The 26397-nt window shown below is 31.9% G+C and carries 13 protein-coding genes; 6 read left to right on the forward strand and 7 right to left on the reverse strand.

The window, feature by feature from the left end:
• Window positions 1-45: 45 nt before the first annotated feature.
• Both IRZ80_RS00665 and IRZ80_RS00670 read left to right on the forward strand, forming a co-directional pair.
• A complete protein-coding gene (locus IRZ80_RS00665; RefSeq protein WP_194639215.1) occupies window positions 46-8286 on the forward strand; it encodes a T9SS type A sorting domain-containing protein in 8241 nt (2746 codons plus the stop codon).
• 555 nt (window positions 8287-8841) lie between these two features.
• Window positions 8842-11385: a zinc-dependent metalloprotease gene (locus tag IRZ80_RS00670; protein ID WP_410504209.1), complete on the forward strand. Its 2544-nt coding sequence runs from the start codon at window positions 8842-8844 to the stop codon at window positions 11383-11385.
• A 906-nt stretch (window positions 11386-12291) separates the two neighbouring features.
• Here IRZ80_RS00670 and IRZ80_RS00675 read toward each other — a convergent pair.
• From IRZ80_RS00675 to IRZ80_RS00700, 6 genes are all read right to left on the reverse strand, one after another.
• A complete protein-coding gene (locus tag IRZ80_RS00675; RefSeq protein WP_194639218.1) occupies window positions 12292-12927 on the reverse strand; it encodes a hypothetical protein in 636 nt (211 codons plus the stop codon).
• Window positions 12928-13001: 74 nt separating this feature from the next.
• Window positions 13002-14033: a hypothetical protein gene (locus IRZ80_RS00680; RefSeq protein ID WP_194639219.1), complete on the reverse strand. Its 1032-nt coding sequence runs from the start codon at window positions 14031-14033 to the stop codon at window positions 13002-13004.
• 89 nt (window positions 14034-14122) lie between these two features.
• Complete coding sequence (locus IRZ80_RS00685; RefSeq protein ID WP_194639222.1) at window positions 14123-15442, reverse strand: RagB/SusD family nutrient uptake outer membrane protein; 1320 nt, start codon at window positions 15440-15442, stop codon at window positions 14123-14125.
• A gap of 12 nt (window positions 15443-15454) precedes the next feature.
• Window positions 15455-18754: a SusC/RagA family TonB-linked outer membrane protein gene (locus IRZ80_RS00690; protein ID WP_194639231.1), complete on the reverse strand. Its 3300-nt coding sequence runs from the start codon at window positions 18752-18754 to the stop codon at window positions 15455-15457.
• A 295-nt stretch (window positions 18755-19049) separates the two neighbouring features.
• Complete coding sequence (locus IRZ80_RS00695; RefSeq protein WP_194639234.1) at window positions 19050-20633, reverse strand: sensor histidine kinase; 1584 nt, start codon at window positions 20631-20633, stop codon at window positions 19050-19052.
• Window positions 20634-20696: 63 nt separating this feature from the next.
• On the reverse strand, window positions 20697-21467 hold the full coding sequence (locus IRZ80_RS00700; RefSeq protein WP_194639236.1) for a LytR/AlgR family response regulator transcription factor: 771 nt from the start codon (window positions 21465-21467) through the stop codon (window positions 20697-20699).
• A 236-nt stretch (window positions 21468-21703) separates the two neighbouring features.
• Between IRZ80_RS00700 and lpdA the strand changes: the two genes are divergently transcribed.
• On the forward strand, window positions 21704-23092 hold the full coding sequence (lpdA, locus tag IRZ80_RS00705; RefSeq protein WP_194639238.1) for a dihydrolipoyl dehydrogenase: 1389 nt from the start codon (window positions 21704-21706) through the stop codon (window positions 23090-23092).
• Between the two features lie 198 nt (window positions 23093-23290).
• Window positions 23291-24205 (forward strand): cysteine synthase A, encoded by a 915-nt coding sequence (gene cysK, locus IRZ80_RS00710; RefSeq protein WP_194639240.1) that lies wholly within the window; start codon window positions 23291-23293, stop codon window positions 24203-24205.
• A 51-nt stretch (window positions 24206-24256) separates the two neighbouring features.
• Here the strand turns inward: cysK and IRZ80_RS00715 are convergent, their stop codons facing one another.
• Window positions 24257-24709 (reverse strand): Lrp/AsnC family transcriptional regulator, encoded by a 453-nt coding sequence (locus IRZ80_RS00715; RefSeq protein WP_194639242.1) that lies wholly within the window; start codon window positions 24707-24709, stop codon window positions 24257-24259.
• Between the two features lie 149 nt (window positions 24710-24858).
• Between IRZ80_RS00715 and IRZ80_RS00720 the strand changes: the two genes are divergently transcribed.
• Window positions 24859-26019 (forward strand): histidine decarboxylase, encoded by a 1161-nt coding sequence (locus tag IRZ80_RS00720; RefSeq protein WP_194639245.1) that lies wholly within the window; start codon window positions 24859-24861, stop codon window positions 26017-26019.
• Between the two features lie 222 nt (window positions 26020-26241).
• Window positions 26242-26376: a hypothetical protein gene (locus tag IRZ80_RS21110; protein WP_255549589.1), complete on the forward strand. Its 135-nt coding sequence runs from the start codon at window positions 26242-26244 to the stop codon at window positions 26374-26376.
• Window positions 26377-26397 lie beyond the last annotated feature (21 nt).

Here is a 26397-nt window from a genome sequence, read left to right on the forward strand (position 1 = left end):
AAATATTAATTGTAAACTTGCCTTGCCTTAAATTTAAATATTCTTATGAAGAAAAAATTACTCCTTTTACTGTTTTTAGCAAGCTTATCCACTTATGCACAATACACTTCAATTCCTGATTTAAATTTCGAAAAAAAACTAATTCAACTTGGAATAGACTCTGGAATTGCTGATGGAAAAGTTTTTACCACAAATATCAAAACGGTTCAAGCATTAGACATCTCAATGAGTAATATTTCAGACTTATCTGGAATTGAAAATTTTTCTGAATTATCTACTTTACGTTGTTCCTCCAACAATCTATCCTCGTTAGATATTTCAAAAAATAATAAATTAGCTGTTCTTGATTGTAGTTTTAATAAGCTAATTTCTTTAAACGTATCAAATCTTGTTTTACTAAATGGTCTGATTTGTTCTGATAATGAACTGACAAATTTAGACATTTCATCAAATCCAATCTTAAATGGAATTGATTGCAGGAACAATAATTTAATAAGTCTTAATTTAAAAAACGGATATAATTCTAAATTTAACGGCTATTTTATAAATTTTAAAAACAATCCTCATTTAAGTTGCATTCAGGTAGATAATGTTTCTTACTCAAATAGTGCATGGAGTACCTACAAAGATACTGCAACTGTATTTTCAAATTCTTGTGGACCAAAATATACAGCTATCCCAAATGCAGCTTTTGAAAATAAATTAATAAGTTTAGGAATTGACACGGACGGAAATAATGGTAAAGTTTTAACCTCAAATATTATTTCTTTGACAACACTTGATTTATCTAATAGTGCAATAGCAGATCTAACAGGAATTGAAGATTTCTTAAGTTTAAATAATTTAAATGTTTCTAATAATACACTTAAAACGATTAACTTAATTTGGCAAAAAAAAATAAAAACATTTGATTGCAGTACCAATCAATTAACGGCATTAGATCTTTCTAAAAACAGTAATCTGGAAACATTAAATTTCTCCAATAATCAAATTTCATCAATTAATTTATGGGGAAATACTGGATTACTTTCGGTTAAAGCAAATTCAAATTCTTTGACTTCATTGGATATAGACGGTTTAAAAACACTGAAAACAATCGAAATAAATAATAATCAATTGAGTTCTTTAAAACTTGATAAAAACACAGAACTTACTCAATTAAAGTGCAATAATAACAAGATTACAACTCTGGATGTTTCTAAAAATACGAACTTAATTTCTTTGTCTTTTGGTTCTAATAAAGTTTCGAGTTTAGACATTAGTTCTAATAAACTTTTAACAGAACTATTGTGCGAAAATAATCTGCTCACGAGTTTAAATCTTAAAAACAATAATAATACACAGTTTACAAATTACGATTTTAGAAATAATCCAAATTTACTTTGTATTGAAGTAGATAACGCCACTTATTCTACAACAAATTGGTCAGCCAAAAAAGATTCAAGTGCAAGCTTCAATGTATTTTGTGGGCCTTTTACAGCTATACCAGATGTGAATTTTGAAAATAAATTAATCGCATTAGGAATTGATAGCGATGGGCAAAATGGAAAAATAGTGACAGCTTCTATTTCAAATCTAATAACCATTGACCTTTCGAACAGTTCAATCATTGATTTAAGTGGAATTGAAGGTTTTATGAGCTTAAAAAACTTAAATATTTCTGGTAATCAAATAACGACTATTGACCTATCAAAAAATATACTATTGCAAACTCTAAATTGTTCAAACAATCAGCTTGTAGCTTTGGATATTTCAAAAAACATTCAGCTTACAAGTTTTTATTGCAATAATAACTTTTTGAAAACCTTAAACCTTAAAAATGGCAAAAACACAAAACTTGTAAATGTAGATTTTAGAAACAATCCAAATTTACCATGTATGGAAGTTGATGCCGTTGCCTATGCAGTTACAAATTGGACTAGCAAAAAAGATGTTTCAACAAGCTTTGAATTCATTTGCGGTGACTATACATTAATTCCAAATTATAATTTTGAAACTTATCTTATAAATAAAGGAATTGACATTGATGGTAGAAACGGAAAGGTATTAACGTCAAGCATTTCTGGAATAACTACTATCGATGTAAGTGGGATGGCAATTTCAAATTTGACTGGAATAAAGGATTTCAAAAACTTAACGAGTTTAAATTGTTCTAACAATCAAATTACAACATTAGATATTTCACAAAATGCTGCTTTAGAATCCTTAAATTGTTCTACTAATAAATTATCAAGTTTAAACGTGACTGCAAACACGAAATTGATAAATTTAAACTTTAATACGAACAGTTTAACGGATGTAGATATTTCTAAAAATACTTTATTACAAACATTAGATTGTTCTTCAAATCTATTTACAACAGTGAATATTTTGCAAAATAGTGCATTGATTTCTTTAAAATGTAACAACAATAAATTAACTGATTTAGATATTTCTAAAAATACTTTACTACAGGTTTTAAATTGTTCTGAGAATAAAATCACTAGTTTAAATACTACACTAAATAATTCATTAACAAATTTAAATTGTTACAACAATCAAATCACAACCTTAGACATTACAAAAAACGTATTACTGACCGATATTAATTGTAGCATAAATAAAATAACTGATTTAGATTTCTCGAAAAATACCAGCCTAAAAAACATAAATTGTGGAAGTAACTTGCTGAAAAGTTTAAATATGAAGAATGGAAATAATACCAATTTCATTAGCATATCTGCAGGTAACAATCCAAATTTATTATGTATTCAAGTTGATAATGAAGAGTATTTCAATACAAAATTTCTTTACTATAAAGATTATTCGGCCAGCTATTCTGAGAATTGTGACCAATTTACATTGATTCCAGATTCAAACTTTGAAGATTATTTGATTGCAAATTATATTGACATAGACGGTAAAAATGGAAAAGTACAAACCTTTAGAATCAAACAAAGGGAATATTTGTATTTAGGAGATAATAAAATCAATGACTTGACTGGAATTCAAGATTTTAAAGGCTTAAAAAAATTAGAATGTTACTCAAACAACCTAACTACTTTAGATCTTACAAAAAACATTTTATTAACAACGCTGACTTGTTACTCCAACGCTCTAACGGCTTTAGATTTGTCAAAAAATATTCTTTTAACAGAATTGTATTGTCAAAAAAACAAGATAACCGATTTAGATCTTTCAAACAATAAAGTTTTACAACGAATAAACTGTACTGAAAATCAATTAACAGGTTTAAATTTAGCAAATGGTAACAATAAAATTATAACCAGCTTATATAACAAAAGTGATTTCAGTAAAAACCCGAATTTAACCTGCATTTTTGTAGATAATGTAGATTATTCCAATCAGAACTGGTTTGATATTAAAGACCCACAATCAATATATAGTAGATCTTGTGGTGACTTTGCTGATATTCCAGACAGCAATCTTGAAGCAAAATTAATTGTGTTAGGAATAGATAAAGATGGATTAAATGGTAAAATACTAAAATCGGATGCGCAATTGATTACTGATTTAGATCTCTCAAATAGTACAATTACAAATTTAAGTGCATTACAATATTTCACGTCATTAAAAACATTAAACTGCAGCGGAAACAATATTACAGTATTGAATCTGAATAAAAACACTTTATTGACATCTTTAGATTGTTCCAATACAAAAATAACAACGCTTGATCTTTCTGCCAATCCTGCAATTACTTCATTAAATACAAGCAATAGTAAATTGACTTATGTAACATTCAAAAATGGAAATAACACTAAAATTCAATCTCTTAACTTTAAAAATAATACTGGTTTAACTTGTATTGAAGTAGATGATTTGAATTACTCCAATACTAATTGGTCAACTTACAAAGATGCGACAGCTAGTTTTTCTAATTCATGCGGAATTTATACAGCGATACCGGATGACAACTTCGAATATAAGCTTATTGCACTAGGAATTGATAAAGATGGCAAAAATAATAAGGTCTTAACCGCTACTGTTTCTAAAATTGTAACGTTAGATCTTGCTAACTCTAAAATCACTAATCTAACAGGCATACAATCTTTTACAGCTTTAGAAAATTTATATATCGGTCAAAACCTTATAGCGAATATGGATCTTTCAAAAAACAGCGAGCTAAAGACCCTGCAATGTTACCAAAATGCCTTAACCACTCTTGACTTAAGTCTAAATAAAAAACTAACTAGTCTAGATTGCAATAATAATAAATTGACAAATATAGATACTCCAAATTATTTGAGTCTAGAATCGCTGAGTTGTGAAGGAAATCAGTTAACAAATTTAGATCTGACTAAAAATATAGCACTGGCTGGTTTAGCATGCGACAACAATCAGTTAACTGCTCTTGATGTTTCACAAAATCCATTATTAAGAATAATAACAGCTAATGACAATAAACTAACAACGTTAGATTTAACCGTGTGTACTAAACTAGAACAAATTAGAATCATAAATAACAAACTAATAAAATTGACAATCCCAAAAACAGCGCCGCTTACTTGGTTGGAATGCAGTAATAATCAATTAACCAATCTTGATGTTTCGAATTACAGTAAACTAAAAAGATTAGAATGTGGTCAGAATAAATTAATAACCTTAAAAGCATCGAATAACCCATTATTAAATTATTTAAGTTGCACTTTTAATCAACTTACAACTCTTGACATAACAAAAGATCCAATATTAAACGAACTAAATTGCGCTGACAATAATTTGGTTAGTATTGATCTTTCGTCAAGCAATGGATTAGCAATAATGTACTGTCAGAATAATAACCTTACAAATTTAGATTTCACCAATGTTACAGCATTAAGGGAATTATATGCCTTTAATAATAAGTTTGAAAGTCTTAATTTAAACTATATATTTTATGATGGCCAACTGCATGGTGATATTACAAACAATCCAAAATTAACTTGTATTAACGTTAAAGACGTAAAAAAAGCCAATCAATGGTACTTACAAAAAGACCCAGCAACCCAATATTCTGTTGCTTGTATTCCTTATACCACGTTAACTGACAATTATTTTGAAGACAAACTTATATCCTTAGGAATAGATAAAGATGGTAAAAATGGTAAAGTACTAACGGCAAGTATTAACAATTTAAAATCGTTAGATATTTCAAATAGCAGCATTGCAGATATTAATGGAATTCAAGATTTTAAAATGCTTGAAATTTTGAATTGCAGTAACAATGTTTTGAAAATTATAGATTTATCGGAAAATTTAAAGTTAGCAGAATTAGACTGTTCTGTTAATCAATTGGTCAATTATAATTTTTCGCTTAATCCTGAATTAAAAAAACTAAACTGTTCCAATAATAATTTCATTACCATAAATTTAGCTAATAGTCCAAAATTAACACAGCTAGATTGTTCCAACAATCAATTAAAAAGGTTGAATATAAAAAATGGAAACAATAGCACAATGGTAGTTAATAGCGCTATTAATAACTTTTCTAATAATGCATTACTAAGTTGTATTATTGTTGACAATGCAACTTACTCCAATACAAACTGGACGATAATGAAAGATGCTACTACAAGTTATTCAGAAGAATGTATCGCATATACATTGATACCAGATCAAAAATTTGAAAATGAATTAATTCGCATTGGGATTGACAAAGACGGTCAAAATGGAAAAGTTGAAACAGCCAGTATTGAAGCTTTAACTAACTTAAACATCTCAAACAGCGGTACTAAAGACTTAACAGGAATCGAAGATTTTATTGCATTAAAACAATTGTTTTTAGATTATAATTCATTAACAAGTCTTGATTTATCAAACAATATATTTTTAACCCTTTTATATTGTAACAATAATGAACTAACAAATTTAAATATTACAAAAAATACAGCATTAGAAAATCTGGACTGTAGCTCTAATGAATTGACCACTATAGATTTATCTAAAAATAAAGCTTTATGGAACTTAAATACAAGTTATAATCAATTAACAAGTCTTGATATATCCAATAATCCAAAAATGTTTATTTTTGAATGTTCTTATAACAAACTAACAAGCTTAAACTTAAAAAATGGATATAGCAACAATTTATACTTAGACCAATGGGGCTTAAAGTATAATAATTTAACTTGCATATCTGTTGATGATGTTGATTTTGCTAATGCCAATTGGGAATTTGGAAAAGACAAAACAGCAAAATTCTCATTAGACTGTAATCCTCAAAGTACTTATACACTAATTCCAGATGTAAATTTTGAAAAAAAACTTATTGCTTTAGGAATTGATTCAGGGGTTGCTGACGGAAAGGTTGCAACTTCTAATATAAACAAACTAACTTCTTTAGATGTTTCTAATAGTTCTATTACAGATTTAACAGGAATACAAGATTTCACAGCTTTGACTTCATTTAAATGTAATGGTAATTATACTTTAAAAAATTTAGATGTTACAAAAAACACTGCTCTGACTTTATTAGATTGTAATAACAATTATCTAATAACAAGCTTAGATGTTTCTAAAAACACTGCTTTAAATACATTAATTTGTCATTCCAATAAATTAACAAGTTTAGATGTATCGAAAAATACAAAATTATCTGAATTACAATGTTCTTCAAATCAATTAACCCTTTTAGATATTTCTCTTAACACTGCTTTGACCAGTTTGAATTGTGGTTACAATTACGAATTAAAAAACTTGAGTGTATCTAAAAATACTGCCTTACTAAAATTGGATTGTACATCAACTAATTTAATAACTTTGGATGTTTCTAAAAACAACAAATTATCCGAATTATGGTGTGGAAATAATCAAATAACAAGTTTAAATGTTTCAAACAACGCCAATTTAACGTCATTAATCTGCAACACAAATCTACTAACAAAGCTAGATATTTCAAAAAATACTGCTTTAACAAGATTGTTATTTTACAAAAACAATTTAACAAATATTGACATTACCACAAATACAGCTTTAGAAACAATGGATTGTAGTTCAAACCAGTTAGTGAGTTTGGATGTTTCTAAAAATATCAAAATGAATTACTTGTATTGTGATATCAATCAATTGAATACTTTAGATGTTTCCAAGAATACTACGTTGGGTTTACTCGATTGCAGTAATAATCGATTAACAAGTTTGGATGTTTCGTTAAACACGGAATTAAGACAGTTAGAATGTACATCAAACCTACTTTATAGCTTGAATCTAAAAAACGGAAACAACACATTGTTTGATAAATATGGGAATCTAGACCCTAACTTTATAATTTATAATGTTGATTTTAGAAACAATCCAAACCTTACCTGCATACAGGTCGATAATGCAAACTATTCGAACACAAAATGGGCAACTCGAAAGGATGCGACTGCATTCTTTAATACAGTATGCAATCCTTATACTCTGATATCTGATTCTAATTTTGAGGATATTCTTATCGCTCTAGGTATTGATACAGATGGGAAAAACGGAAAAACTGCAACTTCAAACCTCGTCAATATTACTAGTTTGGACTTATCTAATTCTGGTATTACAAATTTAAACGGAATTGAAGCTTTTTCAGGTCTGCAAAAACTAATTTGCAGTGGAAATTCAATTTCCACATTAAATCTGTCTTCAAATTTGATGTTAAATTATTTAGATTGTTCTAATAATCCACTTACAAACCTGAATGTCTCAAACAATAAATTACTCACTGAATTATACTGTGACGGTAAAGTAACCATTACTAAGAAATCAATTGCAGGTAATAGTCAATTAACAACTTTAGATGTTTCTAATAACACACTGCTTACTAAGTTAAGTTGTTCTAATAATCAATTAATTGAACTTGACCTTTCTAAAAACACTAATTTAACTGACATCAATTGTTCTAATAATAGTTTGACTGATTTAAATTTACAAAACAACAATAATGTTAAATTAATTAATCTTAATTTCAAAATTAATTCTTCCTTAAACTGCATTAGAGTTGACAATCCGACTTATTCGGATGCAAATTGGTCCACAGCAAAAGATACCGCAACAAAATATTCAGATACTTGCAGCAAGTTATCAATAGCAGAATTAACTTTTAATAAAATGATTATTTACCCAAACCCTTCTAAAGGTGAGGTAAATATTACCAATATTGTTTTAGAAAAAATAACAGTTTATGACACAACTGGCAAATTAGTAAAAAGAATAGTGCTTCCTTCTGAAACTACAGAAAATATAGTTAATCTAAAAGGATTACCAAATGGTATTTATTATCTGTATTTAGAGAGTAATGGTGTTAATACCGTTAATAAAATTATTATTAACTAAACCACTATGGACTTTAAAGTCCATAGATTTGTTTGTCAGACTGAAAGTCTACAAAATTAGATTATTAATTTTTACCGCAAATTCGCAAATTTATTTCAATAATAAGTATTTTAAAATTTGTGAATTTGCGGTGTGAAATTTTTAAAAGCTAAAACGAAATTCACTAAAATATATAGTTTTAAACTCCATTTGTGGTCAATTATATTTACAAAAAAATTCTACACATAAACAGTATTTCCTAACAAATAAAAATGAATTTTTTTATATATTAGATTTTTAATCTGAATAATAATTAGGGTCGCTACAAAACAATAAACTGCATATAATGTAGATCCCTAAAGTTGGCTAGAAAATCAATAAGCACCCACCCTTTTAACTTTAATGAACAAAAATAAGTATTCACTCCCAGAATAATACTACTCACTCCTTTTTGTTTTTTTAAGATTAATGAATCAGATATTTTTAGGAAAAATTTTAACCTAAACTTATTTCACGATGAAGGGAAAGGCATATCAAACAGCTCTAAAAAACAGTTTGCTAATATTTATATTAGTTATGAGCTGTAATGCTATAATTGCTCAAAAGAAGAATAAAAAAGACAAAACAGACAAAACAGAAATTATCCAAGATAGTACTGCTAACAAAAAAGGAAAAAAATATGATACCCTTATAAAACAAGGGACTGTCAAAAAAGGATTATTCAATATTATTCAAGTTAAAAGTGATCTTTACTTTGAGATTAACGACTCGCTTTTTCAAAGAGAGTTTTTAGTGGTAAACAAAATTTCTAATGTTCCAATGCCGGTAAATGATGCTGGATTAAATAAGGGAATGAATTATGAAAACAAAATCATTACTTTCCATAAAGATCTTATTGCAAAAAAAGTCTGGGTAAAATCATCCGTTCCAAAAATTTCTTCTCCAATAGGTGATGCAATAACAGCTTCAGTAAATAATAATTTTTCGGAATCTATCATTGAAGTTTTTGATATTGAAACTAAAAATAACGACTCTACATCAGTAGTCATTAAAGTGAATAAAGTATTTGACGGAAAACAAAAAAGTTTTAATGATGTATTGAGCAATATCGGTTTTGGAGGTTCGGTAAAATCTGACTTATCTTATATAGAAACAGTAAAAAGCTTTCCCAAAAATATTATTATAAAATCACAGCTCACCACTTCGGTTGCCGAAGGAGGCCCCGCTTTATCAGTAACTATTGGTGTGACCAGCAACATTATATTACTGGACAAAACACCTATGAAAGCACGATTTTCTGACAACAGAATTGGTTACTTTACCGAAAAGCATTGGTATTTCAATGATGCACAGCATGCTATGACTGAAAAAGAATTGATTACACGCTGGCGTTTAGAACCTAAACCAGAAGATATTGAAAAATACCAGAAAGGAGAATTAGTAGAGCCTAAGAAACCAATTGTTTACTATATTGACCCGGCAACCCCAAAACAATGGCGTTCCTATATCATAGCGGGAGTTCTTGATTGGCAGACTGCATTTGAAAAAGCAGGATTTAAAAATGCTGTTATCGCTAAAGAACCTGCTGCAGATGATATTGATTTTGACATTGACGATGTACGCTACTCGGTAATAACCTATGTAGCTTCACAAAAAGCAAATGCGATGGGACCAGCAGTTGTGGATCCTAGAAGCGGAGAAATAATTGAATCCGATATTATTTGGTGGCACAATGTAATGACTTCCCTGCAAAGCTGGATGCGCATTCAAACAGGTGCTATTGACCCAAAGGCTAGAAATAATCATTTTAGTGATGAACACATGGGCGAAGCTATTCGTTTTGTTTCTTCTCATGAAGTGGGACATACTTTTGGTTTAAAACACAATATGGGCGCTTCTTTTGCTTATGATGTTGAATCGCTTCGTTCTAAAGATTTTACAGCAAAAATGGGAGGAACAGCTCCATCGATTATGGATTATGCGCGTTACAATTATATCGCCCAGCCCGAAGATCATGTAGAAGCAATCACTCCAAAAATTGGCGAATATGACAAATATGCTATCGAATGGGGTTACCGCTGGTATGCCAACGAAAAAGAAGAACATACGGCTTTAAACGGACTGATTACCAAACATCAAAATGACCCTCTCTATTTCTATGGGGAACAACAAGATGGAGACAGTACTATAGATCCCCGTTCGCAATCAGAAGATTTAGGAAATGATGCTATGAAAGCAGGCGAATATGGCCTGAAAAACCTAAAAGTTGTTGTGAATAACATCCTGGCCTGGACATATGATAAGGATGAATCATACTATGAAACTGGAAAATTGTACATTGGCGCCATAGGACAATGGCAGTTGTATAACCGACATGTATTGAATAACCTTGGTGGTATTTATCTTAACACAACTGTACATGGAGATAACAAAGCTAGTTATACAGCTGTTCCAGCTGGTATTCAAAAAAGAGCGACAGCATACCTATTGAAAAATAGTATCACTTTGCCAGAATGGCTGTTTTTTAATCCTATTTTGGACAAGACAAATCCACTCAAAGATTCTCCCGTTGGGCCTTATGAATACACACCTTATACCTTGGCAAGAGATCTTCAGTATAACACTTTGTACAACATGTTTAATGACGAACGCTTGTTACGAATGATTGAAAACGAATTGTATCAGCGTAACAAAAGCAAAGAGAAATTATTTACAGTAACCGAGTTATTTCAAACCGTTAATAATCATATTTTTGCTCCTACAATACAAAATAAATCCTTGAGCATCTTAGAGCGTATGACTCAAAAAAATTATGTAGATGTACTAATTGTTTCAATCAATAAACTATTCGAAAAAACAGAGTCTAAAAAGCTGATTCAAATTGAAAACAACTTGAATATACCCGAAATATGCACCTACATTGACGATTCTAAAATGGTGCGCAACATCAATCAATCGGCTATGAAAAGAGTTTCTGAAGTTACCTCAGAGAAAAGAGGAGAGTTAAACAAGATCTTGAAATTAGTAAAAATCAAACAAAACACAGGCAATCAAGAAACTAAAAATCATTATTTTGATTTGATTCAACGAATCGAAAGAGCATTGAACTCATCATTATAAAAAGCATTTAGATTTAGAATAAAAAAATAGGCGGCCTAATTGGGCTGCCTATTTTTTTAAATATGTAAAACACAAAAGATCTTAAAACAATATAGCCTGTTTTTTTAAAAACCATTTAGAAATTAAGTTTCATGAAGGCTAAATTTTTAAATGGTTTAATTTTTTATGATTATCCATAACTCATACCAAGAGTCTAATATATTTGATTTCCTTTGCGTCTTTGCGCCCTTGCGTGGAATTTGGCTGGCAAAGACGCAAAGAACATAAAAAAACATTCAAACCTAATTTATGCTATGAAATGGTACTAGAAATGGATAGCCATATAAATTTATATAAAATCTGCGAATCTGTTGTAAAAAGAACTCGGTCGTTTGCCTTGCCCTGCAAATAGTACAAGCGAACCTATCAAAACCATAGACGTGCCATACTAAAACTATGGCGCGCCTAAACAATCCATAAGCGTGCCTATAAAAAACAAAGTCCACACCTATAAAATAGATAGTTGCGCCTATAAAAAACGTAGGCACCGCCTACAAAAACCATAGGCGAGCCTACAAAAGTTAAAGGCTCGCCTATAAAAAAGGCAGGCAGTACCTATCAAAACTATAGGCGTGCCTATAAAAAACAAAGGCCACACCTATAAAATAGATAGGTGCGCCTATAAAAAACGCAGGCACCGCCTACAAAAACCATAGGCGAGCCTACAAAAGTTAAAGGCTCGCCTATAAAAAACAAAGGTAACGCCTATACAATCGAGAGGCGCGCCATAATAATAGCATGGCGTAGGTATTAATAAAAAAGCGGAACCTAAAAATACACACATAGCCTGAGTTCAGGTAGATTATGCTTAATTGATTTTTAAACTATATTTTCGATTCTCTAGAACTTTGAAACTTGCGATACTTGTTAATCCCTATTCCAAATGCTAAGAAACTGTTTTTTGAAAGCTGTTGCTTCGTTTTCTTCTTTACTATTATTGAGATATTCTTTTAGAGAATTAACCCTATCCAAACCCGAAGGATGTGTAAAAGTTGCTGGCCCAAGCAATTTCTGTAAATAATCAAAATCTGCATACAAAGATTCAAACTCTTTAGGCAATTTGGTCTGCATTAAATGTACCGCAATTAAATCGGCCAAGTATTCAGCTTTTTTATAGTCGTTGATTACAGCTCCTCTTGGAATCTCTCCTTTTAAACCAAATAATTTTGCCTGCGAAATAGTAACAATATGGGATACCTCATGTGATAAAACAAAAATTTGCAGTGATAGTTTTTTAACCTCAATCAATCCTTGACTTACCTCTACATAGCCAAAAGAAGCTCCAGCATTGATCGTTTTGTCTTTGGCATCAACATGAAACTCACTAGGAATTTCAATACCATTATAGCTTTTAAACATTGGAACAACTAATTCATTGTACCGCTTTATGAGCAAATCCTCATTGCTTAAAACTATTTCTGCATTTTTATCCTCACTATCCGAAGAGCACCCATTGCAACTGCATAAACATGCAAAGAGCAATATAAATAAGTATTTATTCATTTTTCATAACTATTTATAAAAAACAAACACCCTTAAAAAAGAGTGTTTGTTTCAATTCTTTAAAAAAAAATTACTTAATTAGCGTAGTAAGTAAATGTTTTTGATACCGTAGCCAAACCATCAAAATAAGTATATTCAGCACTTACAGGATAGTTATCTGTATTGTATATGTATTTCACTCCTGCAGGATCAGCAAAAGTACCTTTAATAGGATTGTTAACATTTACGGATTGAATTCCTGCATTAATTGCAGCATAAGCAGATGGATAAATCCCTTTGAAAGGATTGTTTTTTGAATCGTAAGCAGCAGTATAATCCTCTCCAAATCGGTTCTCTTTGGTAACGTTTCCATTAACAATCGTATATTTCACTTCAGAAACTGCATCTTTTTCAGCATGAGCTGTTCTTTTTTCAGAAGCTAAATTTCCAGCTGTGTCATACGTATATGCGTAGGTATAAGTCAAGACTGAATTCTTTTTATAAACGGCAGTCGTAATTTGACCTGCACTATTGTATGTGTAAACAGTGCTTTCTTTAGCTGTTTCAGACTTTTTCTCTATCACTTCATTTTTATCATTGTACACTAATGTATAAGTAGTAGAAGTAATATCCCCAAAATCATCCACATCCTTGGTAAACTCAGTTACAAAATTGGCTGTATTGTATTTTGTAAAAGTTGTAGTAGAGTTTTCACCAAATAAATCATTCAATTTATATGTTTTTAATTTAGAACCACTGCCCACTTCTGGACGAACTTTAATAGTAACCGTATATACTTTTGTTGTTCCATCCTCGGCAGTAACAGTAAATGGTTTAGATTCTCCATTAACAAAGCTAACTTTTGTGCCAGATGCCGGCGAAATTGTAGCTTTATCAGAAACTGTGATAGTTGGTATAACAGCCTCTAAACTTGCTCCATAAGGCACACTCACTGTAATAGCAGTACCTAAATTATAAGTAATTGATGCAACATCAACATTAGCAATTGCAATTTTAAAATCATTAATACTGGCTAAGCTTGAAGCTGATTCGCTATCGCTTGAACAAGAAACCGTTGATATAGCTACTGCTATAAACAAACACAGAGTCGAAAAAATTCTTTTCATAATTAAAAATAGGTTAAAATGGGTTTTATTTATCTTCTTTATTCAACATCTTAAACCACAAGATAACAACAGTTTAAAATGGCTTTATTCTATAAATTGGGATTATTTATAGTTGCCTCTTTTGGAAATGGAATTACGTATCGGCTATCATTTTTAGCCAGTGTGTAATTTTTTCCATTAAAGTTTTTGGTCAAAGCTTGCTGCGTTGTTCTTCTCAAATCATTCCATCTGTAGCCCTCAATTGCAAACTCTCTTCGGCGTTCTTCAAGTATTTCGGTCAATAAATCAGTTGCATTTAAAGCATTTACTTTAGTTTTATAAGCTGTCCAGCCAGCAGGAGTGTATCTGTTTTTAGTAAAATCGATTAATTTTTGCTTAGCCGCTGCAATGTCATTCAACTGAACCAAACATTCTGCAGTCGTCAAAAACAATTCAGCAGTTCTGTATGATGCCTTGAATTTGGTGTCTTTACTTTTCTTAGAGCGATAAGATCCATCTGTATTTTTACCAAAATATAAATCAAAACGCAAATCATTGGTTTTATCATAAGCCGAAATCAAATCATCCGAAATGGAGGCATTATTTACTATGTCAAAAGTTGCAACAGTTTCTAATGCTAAAATTGACTCTGCCGAGTTATATTCAGAAGGCATAATAGTTACATTGCTATTCAAGTCCTGAATTGCACTTTTTATAGCTAAAGCTTCTTTAGCTGCATCAATCGCTTTCTGCCATTCCTTTTGATACAAATACACTCTTGTTTTCAAAGCTTTCACAGCAATCGTAGAAAATCTATAATTGTAGCCTAATGTCTGCTGTTTAACATTTTCCAGAGTTTCCGCTTGGCTAATATCGCTCAATATTAAGTTATAAACTTCTTGAACTGTTTTTACTGGGTATGCTTTATCCGAATCATATTCGGTAGTAATTGGCACTCCAGAATCAGTACTGGCGGTAGTTTTATTATATGGTTTTGCGTAAAGATTGACTAACTCAAAATAAGTCATTGCGCGCAACGCATAAGCCTCGCTCACTAACTGATTTTTAGCAGCCATCTCCCCTTCCATAGTTGCCGCATTGTTAATGACGTGGTTGGCATAAAATATAGTGTTATACAAACCTGCATAAGGAAAAGCACTTGTTGAAGGACTAGGATTCAAATCATTCCAAATAAAAATATCTTGATAGTACTCTATACCAACAGCATTTGTTTTCAATGACAATTCGTCAGCACGATAAGCTGTAAATACTTTATATTCTTTTGAAACAGCATAAGCAGCAGTTAGGAAACTTCTATATTCCTCTACTGATTTTGGTATTACCTGCCCTACAGGCTCTATGTCTAAATAATCGTTACAAGAGACTAAATTTAGAGCAAGAAATAAAAATATATAATTAATTTTTTTCATGTTTTCCTGTTTTTAAAAAGAAAGATTAAATCCTAAAGAAACTATTTTAGGAATAGGTTGTGCATAGATACTTCCGTAAGTTTCTGGATCGAAATACCCATTATAACTGGTTCCAAAAACGAATAAATTACGTCCTTCGATGTTGAAATTAAAGCTGGACAAATTTAGCTCGTCCAAATATTTTTTTGGTAAATCATATCCAAGTCTAATACTGCTGATACGTATATATGAAATATCTTTAACCCAAATATCCAAATCGTTGTATGTTTTTCCTTCATCGGAGGAGGTGTACCAAGTGTAAACCAAATCAGTATCAAAACCTGGTGAGTTTAACCCGATTAAAGCAGGATATTTTCCTGTTCCAGCTTTTAAGATATCGGTACTATAATTTTTGCTAGGGTCAGCCATTGTTGGATAATATGTTGGCGCAGTTTTAACGGTTTGTTTGATATTGAAATTAGATAAAATTCTTAGTTCATATTGTTTGTATCGGAAACTATTTCTAAAACCACCACTAATTTTTGGCATTGCGTCTCCTACATAAGAATACAATTTTCTATGTTCTTCTCTAGTCAATTGGCTTCCATTAGTACCATTTTCTAATTTATAAAAATCTACTGCCGTTACTTTCTTTCCGTCTTTCCAGAACAAAGGCAAGCCATTACTGTCTATTCCAGCTGTTTTTATTGCAAAAATAGCACTAGAGCTATAGCCTTTTAGCGAAGGTTTAAAATCTTCATCTCTTATCTGAATTTCGTTAACTACATCCTTATTATGGGAAATATTAAGTCCCGTAGACCATCCAAAATTTGGAGTCGAAATATTTTTGGAAGTAACAGACAGCTCATAACCACTGTTGGTTACCGATCCCCAGTTTGTATTGATAAAATTATAACCGCTTTCCAGTGGTACAGCTCTCAATCCAATCAAGTCTGTACTCTTTCTATTATAATAATCTGCCGTTAGGTTAACTCTATTATTTAAAATACCTAAATCAAAACCAAAGTTTGAGGATACGGTTTTTTCCCATCTTAATTTTCCGTTAGGAGCACTCAAAGCACGAATAACATCTTCTGTCATTCCTGGCAGAATAGTTTCGCTGCCATATACCCCAACTACGTAAGGAGAGGTAGTTTTATCAATGTTTCCTTGTATTCCATAAGAAGCTCTCAATTTCAAATCGCTTATTAGATCGATTCCATCCATAAAGTTTTCTCTAAAAACATTCCATGAACCAGCTACAGACCACAATGGCAGATATCTGTATTTAACATCAACACCAAACAAGTTAGAACCATCATAGCGCAAACTGCCAAAAACGGTATATTTTTTATCAAAAGTATAAGAAGCTGTACCAAAGAATGATGCAAAAGCATTTTCATTAAACGTTTTTCTATAAGGTTTAAAAAGTGAATTCGTTAAGGATAATTCGTTTGTGATAGCAGTAGTGGTTAATGTATTAGGATTAAAACCAAATCCTTTAGTATGCACTTCGGTTCTTTTATTTCTTCTAAACTCAGTTCCTGCCATAACATCTACTTCATGCAGTGAATTGAAGGTTTTATTAAAATTGGCTGTTGTTTTCCAATTGTATTGAAAAGAATCAGCATTCCAATTCTGAATAATTCCTCCTTTTGGCATATAATAAGCAGCATCACCAGTTGCTGTAAGATACTGTGATTGTTGATTGTATTTTCGTGTATAATAACTATTCTCTGCCGAATATTTCTCTGTTTTATCAAAATCCAATTGCAAACCTAGCTGCGAAGCAAGACTAAAATTCTTGTTCCATTTATAATTTGCGTCAAAGATTGATTTAAGAGAATTGGCTGTTAAATCATATTGTGTATTTTTTCTTTCTTCTACAGGATTATAATTTAAATTCAAATCAGATCTTTCTACCAAATCAGGGTCATAAGCATAATTGCCATTGGCATCATATACTTTCAAATAAGGATTAGCTGTTCTGGAATAATAAGACGGACTGGTATAACCATCTGCATCTGTAATATAAGAACCCGTTTTATTCTGGCTTCCAAATAAAGACACACCAAATTTTAATTTATCATTTACTGAAAAATTATCTTTCAGCGTAATAGTGTACCGTCTTAAACCTGTCCCTTTCGTAGTTCCTTTTTCATCATAAATTCCTGTAGAAAAATAGTAATCATTTGTGTCATTTCCGCCCGAAAGACTCAAACTATACTGTTGGTTTACCGCCATTTGATAAATCTCATTACCCCAGTCGGTATTTGTCTTTTTTAAATCATTTATGGAATTTTGAGTGGCTTTAGAAAGACTTGCAAATCCATTGTCTCTAAAAGCAGCATACTCGTTGTTCGCATTTAAAATTCGAGCTACCGCACCTCTATCTTCATGGTAATTCAAATCGGAACGGCTTGCTAAAAACAACTCAAAATCTACTTTTTGAGCAGAATTCATCAAATTTAATTTACCAAAGTCAGGTTTTTGAGTCACAAAACTGTTCGCATTAAAATTGATACGCATCGCGCCTTTTTTACCTTTCTTAGTTGTAATAACAATAACCCCATTGGCAGCTCTTGCACCATAAATAGAAGTAGCCGAAGCATCTTTTAAAATGGTTATATTTTCAATATCATCAGGGTTTAATCCCCCAATAGCATAGGATTTTAAATTATCAATATTGTCTTTGTCTTTAAAATCTGAAGGTACATTATTGCCTTCCAAAGGAATTCCATCCAAAACCCATAAAGGATCGGATGTACCATTTAAAGTAGATGTCCCACGAATCGAAATCTTTGAAGGAGCTCCTGGCGCTCCGTTAGTAGGCTGAATAACAACTCCAGCAACTTGCCCCATTAACATTTGGTCGACATTTGCTACTGCAGACTGCTTAATTTCAGATGCATTAATTACTGCATAAGAAGAAGTAAGTTTTCGTTTCTCAATACTCTGATACCCCATTAAAACGACTTCTTTCAAAACTTCCGAACTCTCTTTCAGTTGAATTTTCAAGTTAGAACCCGATTTTGATACACTTACTACTTCGGTTTCAAAACCCATATAGGAAACCAAAAGATTTTTTATGTCTTCAGAAACTGACAATGTAAACTTCCCATCAGTATTAGTAGTAGTTCCAATCATTGCTCCTTGAAGCACCCCGGCAATCTTGGTTTGGTTCCCAATAATTGCAGAAGAAACATAGACTGATGCTCCGACAATAGGCATTTGAGTTTTTGCTTCGATTACCCTTCCGCTAATAATTTTCTTATTTTGAGCCAATAGAGCTGCGGGTATAAGGATTAAGAAATAAAGTATTTTTTTAATCATCTTTTATTCAAATATTTAAATTATATAATTAATTATGTTAGGCTCTAACCTAAAATTCTAAATTCTTTCTCTAATCTACTTTACAAAGCCGCCTGCTTTTTTATTTGATAAAACCATCTATCAATACAAATAATGCGATGAATTAACTTGTTTTAACAGAAAAAAAACTATTTAAACCAGAAAGCATTCATAAAATCTAATAATTCAAGAATTTATGGGTAAAGATGCAAAAGACATCCTATTTGAAAAAACAGAACAGAGTGAACTCTTTAAAAAAGGGAGTGAAATTATATTTTCAAGACAACAAAGGCAAGTAACATTTGAATGCCCCGTCCTCAATTACAGTACGAAAAGTATCTACCTGATAATACTCATAATTGTTTCTCAGATAATCCAAACCAATATGATGACTGCTTTGATCTTTATTTTTTCTTGGGGCATAATTATTACTCACAATAATTTCGGTCTCGTGAATAACTATGCTTATATACAAAGGTTTCTGCTTGGTAATTTCATTATGTTTTATTGCATTCTCTACCAATGTTTCCAGAGATAAAAAAGGGATTTTTTTTAGCAGAAATTTAGCTTCACATTCGCAGGATATAGAAACATTCAAACTGCTGCTAAACCTAATTTCCTGCAAGAAAATATATTGCTTTAAAAATTCTAACTCCTTTTTAACTGTAACCAAATGCTGCTCTCTCTCTTCTAAAAGATAGCGATATACATCGGCTAATTTTAAAACAAACTGCTGGGATACTTCTGGTTTCGATCCAATTAAAACATGTAAAGAGTTTAAACTATTGAATAAAAAATGAGGATTCATCTTTTTCTTCAATTGACTCAGCTGTAAAACGGCATTTTCATGTTGAAATTTTTCATTAACCCGTATTAAATCTTCCTTTTCATTTACTATTATCAGATTCTCGGCAAATTCTTTTTTTAATTGAGTTCTAGAAACAGCTAACAAAAGCATAAATGCACAAAAAGCAAAAACGGTCATCCATGAAAAATACTTTTTAATGGAAACAATTGATTCTTTAAGATAAATATCTACAGGAAAACTTACAATAACAACCAAAGAGTTTCTTCCTATTTTTACAGCATCATAATACCGTAATACTTCTATACCTAAAAAAGTCGAAATCGCTTTTTCTTTGAGTATATTTTTATCATCAGGTTGATAATAACTATTTATATTTTCCGAATTTTTAAGCACTTTTGTTATAGAAAAAGTTTTAAAAAAATTAGGCAGCGGATTACCAATATATCTAGTATCGGGATGCAGAATACATATCCCCTTTGCATTTGTAACCACTGTATAACCACCCTCGCCTTTATACACTTCAGAGTAATATTTCCAAAAATGCAATAAATCGACATCATAACCAATAATTACTATAGTACCATTGGCTAATTTTTCAGCAACTATCTTTCTATTAAAAACGCCTCCTTGGCTTTTAACAACACTGTCTAAAAAAACTTCCTTAGTGTTTTTTTTTAAAGTATTTATCCAACTGATAATTTCATGTCTATAGACAGTATTGTTTTTTTTAGAAAAACAAATATCCTTGTTCAATTTTTTATCTAAAAAACAAACAAAACTATTGGACACATTGGGATTACTTACTGACAAATCACTATTAAACAGTAATTTAGACTTCAAATTTGGTATCGAAACAGCTGATGAACTGTTAATCATTTTTTCAGAATCTTCTAAAAATTGATTCAGTTGATTAAATTCAAAAGCAATAATATTCTCTTTGGATTTTAAATTGTCTTGTACTATATGTTCAATTAAATTCTCAGTAACTGTGGTGATTTTAGGAGTTATTAGTGAACTCCCTGCAAAGAATAAGACAATAATAAAGATACTCAAATATAAGTATCTCTGATGTTTTTTTGCTCGAATTAGAAATTTCATTTGCAATAACAGCTGCTATTAATTATTAAGCCAATTTTTAAAATCCTTGGTGCTTTTTGAACTAACCAAAATCAACTCCGAAAAATTAGGCACTGGCTGTAATTCTAGCTTCAATCTATTTTGACTGTACTTAAATATCTGTTTTATAGCATGATGACTTACAATAAACTTTCTATTAATTTTAAAAAAATCTTTACTGGACAATTTAAACTCTATGTTAGAAATAGTGTCTTCGTACAAAAAACTATCACCAGTATTCGTAAATAAAAAAAGATACTTATCCTGAGCCATAAAATAAGCAATCTCATTGCTATTTATTGAAATCAATTGCTCGCCTCTGGAAACCAAAAAACGTTCTTGAATATTTGTGTTTTTTTCATTAGACTTTAATTGCTGCAAAAAACGCTCAATCTTATTAAATTCAACAGGAGCAGAAACATTAATGCTAAAATATTTTTCTATGGCGCTATTAAGTTTATCCTCATCATAAGGTTTTAACAAATAGTCGATTGCAAAAAACTGAAAAGATTGTATGGCATACTTATCAAAAGCAGTAGTAAAAACGATAGGAATCTTTACATCTAAAGTTTCGAAAATCTCAAAACTTTCTCCATCCCCAAGATGTATATCACTAAAAATCAAATCACAGCTATTGTCCTTAAACCATTCTAAAGCTTCAGATACACTTTCCAAACGTTTTATAACTACAACATTCCGACTGCTTTTCAATAATAATTTCTCTAAAGACTCAGCCGCCAAATCCTCATCCTCAATAATAACAATGTTCATCCTAAAAAAATTAAATCAACCAAAGATTAATATCCTCTGACTCTCTAATGGAAGAGAAAAAAATCACATTGCAAAGGTACATCCTTAATTTCGGTTTTACAAGGATGCCCGTATATGACTGTCAAGTAGAGCAATTGATAACCGTTCATAATAGAAAAATTTGATGGAAACTTTCTCAAGACAGAATAAATCCTTAATTTTGGAAACTTAAATTAATTTAGAAAATACGAAAAGAAATGAAATACGATATTATAGTTTTAGGAAGTGGCCCTGGAGGATATGTTACAGCAATTAGAGCCTCTCAATTAGGATTTAAAGTAGCTGTAGTTGAAAAAGAAAACCTTGGCGGTATCTGTTTAAATTGGGGTTGTATTCCAACTAAAGCGTTACTAAAATCGGCTCAGGTTTTTGATTATTTGAAACATGCTTCAGATTACGGACTAACTGTAAATGAATTTGATAAAGATTTTTCGGCTGTTGTACAACGTAGCCGTAGTGTTGCAGAAGGAATGAGCAAAGGAGTTCAATTCTTGATGAAAAAAAATAAAATTGACGTTATTGATGGTTTTGGAAAATTGAAACCAGGTAAAAAACTTGACGTTACTGATAAAGACGGAAAAGTTACTGAATACAGTGCTGACCACATTATCATTGCTACTGGAGCTCGTTCTCGTGAGTTACCAAACTTGCCACAAGATGGTGTAAAAGTAATTGGATACCGTCAGGCAATGACATTACCAACACAGCCAAAATCTATGATTGTAGTAGGTTCTGGAGCAATTGGAGTTGAATTTGCACATTTCTACAACTCCATGGGAACTGATGTGACTATAGTAGAATTTATGCCAAACGTAGTTCCGGTTGAAGACGAAGATATCTCAAAACAATTTGAGCGTTCTTTGAAAAAAGCGGGTATCAAAATTATGACAAATTCATCAGTAGAGCGTATTGACACTTCTGGAGCTGGAGTTAAAGCTTATGTTAAAACTGCAAAAGGCGAAGAAGTTCTTGAAGCTGATATCTTATTGTCTGCTGTTGGAATCAAAACTAATATCGAAAACATCGGATTGGAAGAAGTAGGTATTGCTGTTGACAGAGACAAAATCTTGGTAAACGCTTACAACGCAACTAACATTCCTGGTTACTATGCAATTGGTGACGTAACTCCTGGTCAGGCATTGGCTCACGTAGCTTCTGCTGAAGGTATTAACTGCGTGGAGAAAATTGCTGGATTACACGTTGAACCAATTGATTACGGAAACGTTCCTGGATGTACTTATGCAACACCAGAAATCGCTTCTGTTGGTTTGACTGAAAAACAAGCAAAAGAAAAAGGATACGAATTGAAAATTGGTAAATTCCCATTCTCTGCTTCAGGAAAAGCAAAAGCTGCCGGAACTCCAGACGGTTTTGTAAAAGTAATTTTTGATGCCAAATACGGAGAATGGTTAGGATGCCACATGATTGGTGCCGGTGTTACTGATATGATTGCTGAAGCAGTCGTAGCCCGTAAATTGGAAACTACCGGACATGAAATCCTTAAAGCGATCCACCCTCACCCAACAATGAGTGAGGCTGTTATGGAAGCTGTTGCTGATGCTTACGGCGAAGTAATTCACTTGTAATAAATCACAATTATTGTAGACGCGTAACAGTACGTCTCAACGATAATCATAATAATTATAAACCTCGATTTGGAAATATTTCATATCGGGGTTTTTATTTAAACAAAATCTCTACAAAACTTATAGAATTAATAAATATATAATTTTGAAAATAGCATTTTATGCTTTATATTTACTAGCATCTAAAAAACAGAAAAAATGACACACAATAACATATTAGAAACCATTGGCAATACGCCGCACGTAAAAATCAATAAATTATACGGACCAGATGCCAATGTTTGGGTAAAACTTGAAAAAACAAACCCAGGAGCCAGCATCAAGGACAGAATTGCTCTTTCTATGGTGGAAGACGCTGAGCAAAAAGGATTACTGCAAAAAGGAAGTACTATCATAGAGGCAACTTCAGGAAATACTGGTATTGGACTTGCAATGGTCGCTGCCGTAAAAGGATATAAACTAATTTTGGTAATGCCTGACTCGATGTCTGTAGAAAGACGCCGTTTGATGAGTATCTATGGAGCTGAATTTGTGCTTACTCCGCGTGAAAAAGGAATGAAAGGCTCGCTTGAAAAAGCTGAAGAAATAGCAAGCGGCATTCCAAATTCATGGATCCCTTATCAGTTTGATAACCCCGCAAATATTGAAATCCACAAAAACACCACAGCACAGGAAATAATAAAAGCTTTTCCTAATGGATTGGATTATCTGATTACTGGTGTTGGAACCGGCGGTCACATTACAGGCTGTGCCGAAGCACTGAAACAGCATTTTCCAAACCTAAAAGTCTTTGCCGTAGAGCCAGAATTATCTCCGGTTATAAGCGGAGGAACACATTCACCCCACCCTATTCAAGGGATTGGAGCAGGTTTTATTCCAACTAACCTGCATACTGAAGCTCTCGACGGAACTATACAAGTAAGTAAAGATGAAGCTTTTGAATATGCCCAAAGAGCTGCCAAAGAAGAAGGCATCTTATTAGGAATTTCTTCAGGAGCGTCATTAGCAGCTGTTGCTAAAAAAGTAAAAGAAATCCCGGCAGGATCCAAAGTACTGACTTTTTGCTACGATACTGGAGAACGTTATTTAAGTATCGAAGGATTATTTGAATAAAAAATTAATACTCAATACACAACCGATTTGTGAAAACAAGTCGGTTTTTTTTTAAAGATTATAAGCAAAGTCATTTTTAATTTCCTCCATGACAAAAGAACTCTGCACATTCGAAATTCCTTTGATTACCGATAGTTTATCAATCACAAACTTTTGGTATTCATTCATGTCATTAACAGCGACTTTCAGCAAAAAGTCATAATTTCCCGACACATGAAAGCATCCCGAAACTTCAGGAAGGACAAGTACATGCTGTTTAAAATCATCTATCAATTCCCTCGAATGCACCGCCAGAGTCACCTGACAATATACACTGATTGATTTCCCAATTTTATCAGCATCAAGCAAAGCCACATAATTCTTGATATACTGTTTCTGTTCCAGTTTTTTGATTCTTTCAAAAGTTGGAGAAACAGATAATCCAACTTTCTCAGCTATTTCTTTGGTATTTTGCTTGGCATCTTTTTGCAAAAGCATCAATATTTTTTTGTCTATCGCATCCATTACAGAATAATTATATGGTTTTAGAAAAAAGGAAGATTAAATTCAATATTAAAAAACTGAATTAACATTCAAAATTAGAATTATATTTTGAATTACATAACAAATACAGAATATTAATTCTTTAAAACTATATTTACAGAAAAAATATCATGGCAGCCATTTCAGAATCACTTTCCGAGCAGGACAATCAGCGTTTGTTCGAACTAACACAATATATCGAAAATGCCAGAGATAATTTCTTGGGCTATCCGGTATCGAAAGATTTTGATTATTCAGAAATCAGTCATTTTTTAAAATACCCTATCAATAATCTTGGCGATCCCTTTGAAGACTGCACCTACAAAGTCCAGACCCACGAGCTCGAAAGAGAAGTCGTTGGATTTTTTGCCAAATTATTCCGCGCCAACCCAAAAGATTATTGGGGCTATGTGACCAACGGCGGTTCCGAAAGCAACTTGTACGGATTGTATCTGGCTCGTGAATTGTATCCAAAAGCGATGGTTTACTACTCCGAATCGACGCATTACAGTGTCCGCAAAAACATTCATCTGCTCAACATTCCGAGTATCGTTATCCGTTCGCAGGAAAACGGTGAAATTGATTATATCGATTTTGAAAATACAGTAAAAATGAACCGGCACAAACCAGCGATCGTACTTACCACTTTTGGAACAACGATGAAAGAAGCCAAAGATGATGTCTCAAAAATCAGGAATATATTAAAAGGACTGGCCATACAGGACAGCTATATTCACTGTGATGCCGCTTTATCGGGCAGCTACGGCGCTTTTATGGAGCCTCGATTACCATTTGATTTTACCGATGGAGCCGACAGCATTTCCATCAGCGGACACAAATTCATTGGCTCTCCTATTCCAACTGGTGTAATTATTACAAAGCGTTCCAACAGGGACCGAATCTCAAAAGGAATTTCATACATCGGATCTCTAGATACAACCATTACAGGCTCAAGAAACGGCCATTGTCCTTTGTTTTTATGGTACACTTTAAAAAAACTGGGAGTTGAAGGTCTAAAAAAACGCTATCTGCACAGCCTCGAAACAGCCGAATATTGTGAGCAAAGATTAAAAAGCATTGGAATCGAAGCCTGGAGGAATCCAAATTCAATAACCGTTGTTTTTCCAAAAATAGCAGAAGAAGTTAAATCCAAATGGCAATTGGCTACAGAAGGCGATATCTCGCATGTCATCTGCATGCCTAATGTAACCAAAAAACAAATTGATTTATTCATCAATGACATAGAAAACTGCATTGAAAATCCTGAGGAATTAGTAGAATTTGGTTTCTAAGCAGTAATTACGAATTAAAAATTACGAATTAGGATGATAGTAAGTATTTTGCAAGAGTAATAACACAATTCTTATTAATTAAATTTTTTAAAGTTGCCACAGATTAAATGATTTCCACAGACTAAGTCCTTGAAATCATTTTAATCTGGGGCATTTATTTTTAAAGATTAGTTTTAACTTTGAAAAAAAACAAAACAAATGCTTTCTGCTTTCAAGATTATAATGGAGAAAAAAATCAAAAATCCAGATTGGGGATATTTAAACAGATTCAAAGATGAAAATGCTCAAATTATAGCTTTACCTGTCGAAGAAAAAAGAATAGTGTTTTTTGGTGATTCTATTACAGCAGGCTGGTAAATCCATGATCCAGAATTCTTT

This window comes from Flavobacterium sp. HJJ (assembly GCF_015351475.1).
In the GTDB taxonomy this organism is placed as follows: domain Bacteria; phylum Bacteroidota; class Bacteroidia; order Flavobacteriales; family Flavobacteriaceae; genus Flavobacterium; species Flavobacterium marginilacus.